Below are 7,501 nucleotides of genomic sequence, written 5' to 3'. Positions count from 1 at the left end.
CCGCCGCCGCACCGCGGTCCAGCCGGCCGCCCCAGCGCAGCATGCAGCGCCCGAAGTCCCGTGGCCATGTTGCGCTGTCCTTCTTCGCGTTCAGCGCCGCGGCCGCGTTCGTGCTCGTGACCGTCGTCGACCCGTACTCCGGTGCCACGGCGTCCCCCTACTTCCAGGTGGCCGGTGCCACCTCGGACCGGTACGACGGCGAAGCCGCGCAGTCCCTGTCGGTGGCCAGTACCGTCGTCTCCAACACGGTCACGATCGACGGTTACACCGTCGTCGAACCCGAGCCGGAACCCGTACCCGTGATCGTTGCGTCCGTCGGTGGTGTATCGGTCGCACCGGGTTCGGCGCAGGCGTACGCAGCCGGCGCCGTCGCCGCCCGCGGCTGGGGCACCGACCAGTTCAACTGCCTGGTGTCGCTGTGGAACAAGGAGTCGGGCTGGCGGGTCAACGCGGCCAACTCCAGCAGCGGCGCCTATGGTATCCCGCAGTCGTTGCCCGGCTCCAAGATGGCCAGCGCCGGGTCCGACTGGCAGACCAACGCCGGCACCCAGATCGAATGGGGCCTGGGCTACATCAGCGGACGCTACGGCACGCCGTGCGGCGCGTGGGGCCACTCGGTCGACGTCGGCTGGTACTGAGCGCCGTCTCGCTCCTGACCCGGCCGGGACGCCCGGGTACACTTAAGCCATGCCGCGCAGCAATCGCCCCAAGGGTCGCCGAAGCGGCACCGGAGAAGACGAGAGCGACGACCTGTCGCGCATGCTGGCCGGCTGGCGCCGCTCCGAGGTGAAGCGGGACGGTCTCTGGCACGTGCAGCCGATCAGCGCCGCACAAGCCGTGAAGACCTACCTGTGTCCCGGCTGCCGGTTGGACATCGCCCCGGGCGTCGCCCATATGGTGACCTGGCGCGGCGACGGGGTTACCGGCGACGCCGCAGATCTCGCCGCCAGACGGCACTGGCACCTGCACTGCTGGAAGATCAAATAACCAACGAGGAGCATCCATGACCGCACCGGTCGAGATCCGTGGCGGCATCGAGCTGCCGGCCGTCCGTGAGCACATCGAACTGCACACCGAGGACGGCCTGACCCTCGTCGGCGAGCTCGCCGTGCCAGCGGGCCGCCCGCCCGTCGCGACGCTGGTGACCCTGCATCCGCTGCCGACCAGCGGGGGTTTCATGGACTCCCACATCCTGCGGAAGGCCGCCGGGCGCCTGCCGGCGCTGGCCGACCTCGCGGTCCTCCGGTTCAACACCCGGGGCACCAGCTCCCCGCGTGGCACCAGCGAGGGCAGCTTCGGCCACGGCGACACGGAGCGCGCCGACGTGGCGGCGGCGATGGCGTTCGTGGCCGAGCGCGGCCTGCCAGACCCCTGGTTGGTCGGCTGGTCCTTCGGCACCGAACTGGCGATCAAGTACGGGCTCGAGCACCCGATCCACGGGGCCATCCTGCTGTCGCCGCCGCTGCACCGGGCGACGGATGCGGAACTGGCGGCCTGGGCGGGCAACGAGCGCGAGCTCGTTGTTCTGGTGCCGGAGCACGACGATTACCTGCGCCCGGAATCGGCGCGCGCCCGCTTCGCCAGTGTGCCGGACGCGACGTTGATCGCGGTGGACGGCGCCAAGCACCTGTGGGTGGGGGAGAACCAGACCCGCCGGGTGCTCAACGAAATCGTGGCGGTCGTGAACCCGTCCGCCGGCCCGTTACCCGACGAATGGGCCGACGAGCTCTAAGCGGCCCTTACAGCTCGTTCTGGCGCGGGATCACGACCTGCTTGATGATCATGATCACCGACGCCGCCACCGGGATGGCGATCAGGGCGCCCAGGATGCCGAGCAGCGAACCACCGGCGAGGGCGGCAACCACGACGACGGCGCCGGGCACGGCCACCGCCCGGTTCATGATGTTCGGGCTCAGCACATACGCCTCGATCTGCATGTAGACCAGGTAGTAGATCCCGGCCACGAGGACGGTGAACCAGGAGCTGCCGATTCCGGGGATCATGCAGGTGAGGACGATGATCACCGACCCGGTGATCGTGCCGACCAGCGGGATCAGTGAGAACAGGAACGCGATCACCGCGAGCAGCGCCGGGAACGGGGCGCCGATGATCGACAGGAAGATGAAGCTGAGCACGCCGTTGCAGGCGGCCAGGGCGCCCTGCCCGACGATGAAGCGACCGACGGCCGTGGTGATCTGCTCACTCAGGTCTGCGAAGCGTTCGCGCTTGGAGGCCGGAACGAGCTGGTAGGTGGCCCGCTTCATGGTGTTCAGCGACGCGGTGAAGTACAGAGTGAGAATCAGGATGATCAGGCCGCCGAACAGGCCGCTGACGATGGCGACGCCGGAGGCGACGATGGCCGTGGTGATCGTCGTGACGTTGCCGCCCAGGTAATCGGTGACGGACTCGACGATCTTCTGCACGTCCAGGCCCGGGAACTGCTTTTGCAGGTCGTCGAGGAACGTCGAAGTGTTCACGGACGTGACCAGGTCGGGGATGCGTTCGGACAGCTTGGCGACCTGGTCGACGATGATCGGCACGATCGCGAAGATGACCCCGGTCAGGACGCCCAGCACGGCCACGAGGACCGTGAGGATGGCCGCCCAGCGGGGGAATTTCTTCTTCTCCAGCCAGGACACCGCCGGGTCCAGCCCCAGGGCGAGGAACAGGGCGGCGCCGATGTACGTGATGATCGTCGACAGCGACACCACGGAGTTGAGGATGAGAATCCCGACACCGACGCCCAGGGTTCCCACCAGGCCCAGACGGAAGGCGTTTTGGATCTTCACAGTTGTCTCCACACATTTGATCCGGGCCGAGCCAGCCGTGTGAGACGAACCGGTGAGGCGAAAGTGTTACTGGTCAGGGTCGGAGTTCACTTTCTCCGCCTGGGTCAGGACGCTGCGCAGGCTCTCGAAATAGCCGGCGACCGAGTCGCGCTCAATCCTAATCTGGGCGAGACGGTCTTCGGCGTCAGCGACGAGTTCGCGGGTGCGTGTCTCCGTGTCGGCCAGCAGGGTCGCGGCCCGGTCCTCGGCATCGCGAACGATGCGTTCGGCGTCGTCGTTGGCTGCCGACCGCCGCGACTTGGCTTCCTCGCGGGCTCCGGTGTCGAGGGTCTCGTTCAGCGCCCGGAGCTCAGCGGTGCGGGCGTTCGTGTCGGTCAGCTGCCTCGTGGAGTCGTCAAGGTACGTCTCTGTCTGCGCGACGGCCTGCTGGTGGCGCGCCAGATGGTCCTGCTCCGCCTCATCCCGCCGAGCCTTGAGTTCGACCTCGAGGTCGGCGCGCACCTGGTCGATCTCGCGGCGGAGCTTGGCCGCGTCGTGCTCGCCCCGCTTGCGGGTGGCGGTGAGGTGGTTGTCCAGGTCGATTCTGGCCTGCTCGCTGTCGGCGTCGAAGTCTGCCTTGGTCTGTTCGAGCTCCCGGGCCAGGTCGGCCCTGGCCTGCTGGATTTCGGCAGCCAGATCGGCGCGGGCCTTGTCGAGCTCACGGATGACACCGGCCCGGTTGCGGTCCAGCTCCCGGCCCAGGTCGGTGTGCGCCTGCTCTCCTTCGACGGCGAGCGCGGCCCGGGTGTCGTCGATTTCCCGGCCCAGGTCGGTACGGCCCTGCTCGATCTCCACGGACAGGTCGGTGCGGGCCTGTTCGGTTTCGTGGGCCAGGTCGATGCGAGCCTGTTCGGTTTCCCGGGCGAGGTCGATGCGGTCCTGCTCGGTCTCGGCCGCCAGGTCGATGCGGGTCTGTTCCGTCTCCCTGGCCAGGTCGGCGCGCTGCTGGTCCAGTTCGTGGGCGACTTCGGCGCGGGTGAGTTCGGTCTCCCTGGTCAGGCCGGCGGCGATCTCCCTGGCCTCGGTGGCTTCTCGCTGGGCGACGACTCGAACCTCGGCGGCTTCGCGTTCAGCGGCCGAACGGAGGGCGGCGACTTCGCGTTTGACGGTGGCACGCAGTTCCGCCGCCTCGGTGGCCACGGCGCCGCGGATGGCGGCCGCCTCATGCACCGCATCCTGAATGAGCTGGTCGGCGGTGCCGTGAGCGCCCTCGAGCAGGTCATCAGCCTCGGACCGGGCCTCCGCGAGCAGACGCCCGGCCTTGACCGTCGCGTCGGAGACCGAGCGGCCGGCGTGGTCCGCGGCCTGGCGCTTCATCGCGTCCACCTCGGCGGACGCTGACGCGCGCAGCTTTTCAGCGTCGATGTCGGCCTGGGCGATCACCCGGGTCGACTGTTCCTCGGCCACCCGCAGGGTGTTCTCGAGCTTGGTGCCGAGGCCCGAGAAGGTGGGACTGCCCACCTCTTCGATCTCGGCGTTCAGGTCGTCGACCCGGGCGCCGAGGCGTTTGATCTCCTTGGCGGCCTCCGTGGCCTGCGCGTTGGCATGGATCAGGTCACGGCGCAGCCCCTGGAGGGCCTTGTCGACCTCGTCCCTGTCGTACCCGCGGAACACCTGGGTGAAGTCAGACTCTTCGGTCGCCACGTTCTCTCCTCATAATGGGGCCGCCCGCACCGTGAGGGCGGAGCAGCCCCGTCGATTTTAGTGCCCCGGCGACGCAGCCGCTCCCGCGGCCCGGGAAGGATGCGCCTGTCAGCGGCAAAAAAGCCTCCCGCGCCGCTATTAGGCAGCTTTCAGGAGCGTCCACTATCGTGAGACGTCCGTGTCTGTTGCTTCCCGGCCCCGACAACGATGGCTACCTGTTCGACACAGCCATCGGCAGGCAACACTGGAGGGTTTTACGTGCGTTTCGTTTTCGCCATTTTGGCTTTCGTCCTCGCCGCGCTCATGATCGCATTCGGCATCGCGCAGCGGACCATTTTTCTTGAGCCCGCCTCGGCGAGCCTGACCGCGACCATCGACGACGGCTCACGGTACGCGATCATCGACGGCGCGGCCCTCGCCGCGGTGCCCGGCAGCCAGACCATCACGGTGAGCGGCGCGGACACCATCTTCATGGCCTACGGCCGCACCGCCGACATCCAGGCCTGGATCGGGAACGACAGCTACGCCGCCATCGGTCTGGAGGAGACAGACAGCCCCGCGCTCACCGTGACCAGCGCCACCGGGACCCCGGTTGATGCGGAACCGTCCGTGCTGCCCGAGGAACTGCCGACCAACCCCGCCGGCTCGGACCTGTGGCTGGAGGAGTTCGCCGGGCAGGGTTCTCTGACCACGACGCTGAACGTGCCGGACGGAATCTCGGTGGTCCTCGCCTCGGACGGCACCGCGCCGGCACCCACCGACATCAGCGTGGCGTGGCCGACCGACAACTCCACCCCGTGGGCAGGACCGTTGATCGTGGGCGGTGCGCTGATGGCGCTGATCGGTTTCGTCATCTACCTGCTCGGCTTGCTGCACTTCCGCCGCTCCCGCCGCCCCCGGCGCAACGTGCCCCGCGGCCCCCGGATGCCCCGGCTGCCCCGCGCGCCCCGGCCGAAGACCATCAAGGCCAGCGAGATCACCGGCCCCCGCCGGTCGATCGGCCGGTCCATGATCGCGGTGCCGGTCATCCTGGTGACGGGCTTCGCCCTGACCGGATGCTCGCCCGAGTTCTGGCCGGCGGCCGCACCGGAGGCCGAGGGAACCGTCACGGCCACCGCGTCGCCGACGGCGACCGGGACCGAGGCTCCCGTGATCGATGAGTTGCCGCCGCCCGCGGTGACCCAGCCGCAGTTGGAACGCATCGTCGGTGAGATTGTGACGTTGACGACCGCCGCCGACGCGGCCCTGGACGCCGACAGCCTGGGCACCCGGTTCACCGGACCGGCCCTTGAACAGCGCCTGGCCAACTACAAGATCCGCTCTGCCGACTCGTCGTTCACCCCGACCGTCGCGCTGCCGGCTGCGCCGCTGACCCTCACGCTGCCGCAGCAGACATCCACCTGGCCGCGGGTGGTCATGACGGTGCTGCAGTCCGAGGACGAGGCATCGGTGCCCACCATGGCGCTGGTCCTCAAGCAGGCCTCCCCACGGGAGAAGTACCTGGTGGAATACACCATCCAGCTCGAGGCCTCCGCGAAGGTTCCCGACGTGGCGCCTGCCAGCATCGGTGCCCCGCTGATCGCCCCGGACAATAAGTTCATGGTCATGGCGCCGGCCGAGGTCGGCCCAGCCTACGCCGACCTCCTGCTGAACGGCGAGGCCAGCGCGACGTTCCCGTTGTTCGATGCGGAGGGCGATACTGCTCGCACCCAGCTGGGCGTGGAGAGCAAGGCCCAGCGCGAGGCCGACCTTGAAGACACCGGGTCGATCGAGTTCAGCAACGCCGCCGGCAGCGGTGAAGTCGTCGCCCTCGCCACCAACGATTCCGGCAGTATCGTGGCCGTGAGCATCAACGAGATCACGCAGGTGAAGGCTGTGAACGGCAAGGCCACCATTACCCTTGAGGGGCCGAGCAAGGCCCTCTCCGGCATCGAGAGCACCGCCAAGGGCGTCGAAAGCACCTACGGCACGCAGATCCTGTTCCACGTGCCCCCCGCCAACTCATCCGACAAAATCGTTCTCCTTGGCTTCAGCCAGGGACTGATCTCTTCAGTGGAGCTCCCATGACCGTTGTCCCTCCCGCCGGCTCCAACCTGCGCGGCGCCGTTGACCTGTCCTCGCTCGTGAACCGCCCGCCCGCGGCCGCGCCCGGCGCTCCGGGTGCCGGTGCGGCCGGCGGTGCGGTGCCGGTGCCGAACCTGGTGCTCGAGGGCACGGACACCAACTTCGCCGAGCTGCTCGAACTGTCCAAGTTCGTGCCGGTGATCGTGGACCTGTGGGCGCAGTGGAGCGAACCGGCGACCCAGCTGACCCCGGTCATCGAAAACCTGATCCGTGGGTACAACGGCCGGTTCGTGCTCGCCACCGTGGACATCGACACCAACCCGCAGCTCGCGCAAGCCTTCCAGGCCACGTCGGTCCCCACGCTCGCAGCGGTCATCAACGGTCAGCCCGTACAGCTGTTCGACGGGGTGCTGCCAGTGGTGCAGATTCGTGAGGTGCTCGAACGGGTCCTCGAACTCGCCGCCCAGCACGGGGTGACCGGCGTTGCCGATGCCGCCGGGGGAGAGACCGCCGAGCCGGCCGAGCCGGTGGAACCCGAGCTGCCCCCGCATCACCGCGAGGCGTATGACGCCATCGAACGCGGGGACTACGCCGCCGCGATCGACATCTACAAGCTGGCCCTTGCCCGGGATCCCCGCGACGTCATGGCCACCGCAGGCCTCGCCCAGGTGAGCCTGCTCGGCCGCCTACAGGGAAAGACCATCGCCGAGGTGCGCGCCGCTGCCGCGGACGACCCCGACAACCTCGACGCCCAGCTGCTGGTGGCCGACCTGGACCTGTCCGGCGGCCACATCGAGGACTCCTTCGACCGGTTGCTGGGGTTGTTCCCCGGTCAGGATGCGGCCGGCAAGAACGCCATCCGCCAGCGGATGCTGGAGCTGTTCGAGGTCGTCGGCGCCGACGACCCGCGTGTGCCCCCGGCCCGCAAGCGCCTCACCGCGCTGCTCTACTGACCCCCGGTACGC

At 68.7% G+C, this 7,501-nt stretch carries 7 protein-coding genes; 5 read left to right on the top strand and 2 right to left on the bottom strand.

All coding sequences use genetic code 11. The features are described 5' to 3' along the window. Window positions 1–41: 41 nt before the first annotated feature. Genes JWP54_RS16765 through JWP54_RS16755 form a run of 3 tightly spaced genes read left to right on the top strand, consistent with a single transcriptional unit; the run spans window position 42 to window position 1,732 of the window. Window positions 42–638, top strand: coding sequence for a lytic transglycosylase domain-containing protein (locus JWP54_RS16765; protein ID WP_297374431.1), 597 nt, complete (start codon window positions 42–44; stop codon window positions 636–638). A gap of 49 nt (window positions 639–687) precedes the next feature. Then, a complete protein-coding gene (locus JWP54_RS16760) occupies window positions 688–987 on the top strand; it encodes a hypothetical protein (protein ID WP_297374425.1) in 300 nt (99 codons plus the stop codon). Window positions 988–1,003: 16 nt separating this feature from the next. Further along, on the top strand, window positions 1,004–1,732 hold the full coding sequence (locus JWP54_RS16755) for an alpha/beta hydrolase (RefSeq protein WP_297374422.1): 729 nt from the start codon (window positions 1,004–1,006) through the stop codon (window positions 1,730–1,732). Window positions 1,733–1,739: 7 nt separating this feature from the next. On the opposite strand, the gene JWP54_RS16750 is transcribed toward JWP54_RS16755, so the two are convergent. Next, window positions 1,740–2,789, bottom strand: coding sequence for an AI-2E family transporter (locus JWP54_RS16750; RefSeq protein WP_297374419.1), 1,050 nt, complete (start codon window positions 2,787–2,789; stop codon window positions 1,740–1,742). Between the two features lie 66 nt (window positions 2,790–2,855). Next, complete coding sequence (locus tag JWP54_RS16745; protein ID WP_297374416.1) at window positions 2,856–4,472, bottom strand: DivIVA domain-containing protein; 1,617 nt, start codon at window positions 4,470–4,472, stop codon at window positions 2,856–2,858. A gap of 258 nt (window positions 4,473–4,730) precedes the next feature. Here JWP54_RS16745 and JWP54_RS16740 point away from each other — a divergent pair, with 258 nt between their 5' ends. Beyond that, window positions 4,731–6,539: a hypothetical protein gene (locus JWP54_RS16740; RefSeq protein ID WP_297374413.1), complete on the top strand. Its 1,809-nt coding sequence runs from the start codon at window positions 4,731–4,733 to the stop codon at window positions 6,537–6,539. After that, on the top strand, window positions 6,536–7,489 hold the full coding sequence (locus tag JWP54_RS16735) for a tetratricopeptide repeat protein (protein WP_297374409.1): 954 nt from the start codon (window positions 6,536–6,538) through the stop codon (window positions 7,487–7,489). Before JWP54_RS16740 ends, JWP54_RS16735 begins: the two co-directional genes overlap by 4 nt. Window positions 7,490–7,501 lie beyond the last annotated feature (12 nt).

It is taken from the genome of Cryobacterium sp., from assembly GCF_025463825.1.
Classification (GTDB): domain Bacteria; phylum Actinomycetota; class Actinomycetes; order Actinomycetales; family Microbacteriaceae; genus Cryobacterium.
Note: the sequence above shows the minus strand (reverse complement) of the source record. Positions and strands in the feature narration are given on the sequence as shown.

Coding starts and splice junctions, on each gene's coding strand:
- JWP54_RS16765 (WP_297374431.1), top strand. CDS start 42: ATGCAGCGCCCGAAGTCCCGTGGCCATGTTGCGCTGTCCTTCTTCGCG.
- JWP54_RS16760 (WP_297374425.1), top strand. CDS start 688: ATGCCGCGCAGCAATCGCCCCAAGGGTCGCCGAAGCGGCACCGGAGAA.
- JWP54_RS16755 (WP_297374422.1), top strand. CDS start 1,004: ATGACCGCACCGGTCGAGATCCGTGGCGGCATCGAGCTGCCGGCCGTC.
- JWP54_RS16735 (WP_297374409.1), top strand. CDS start 6,536: ATGACCGTTGTCCCTCCCGCCGGCTCCAACCTGCGCGGCGCCGTTGAC.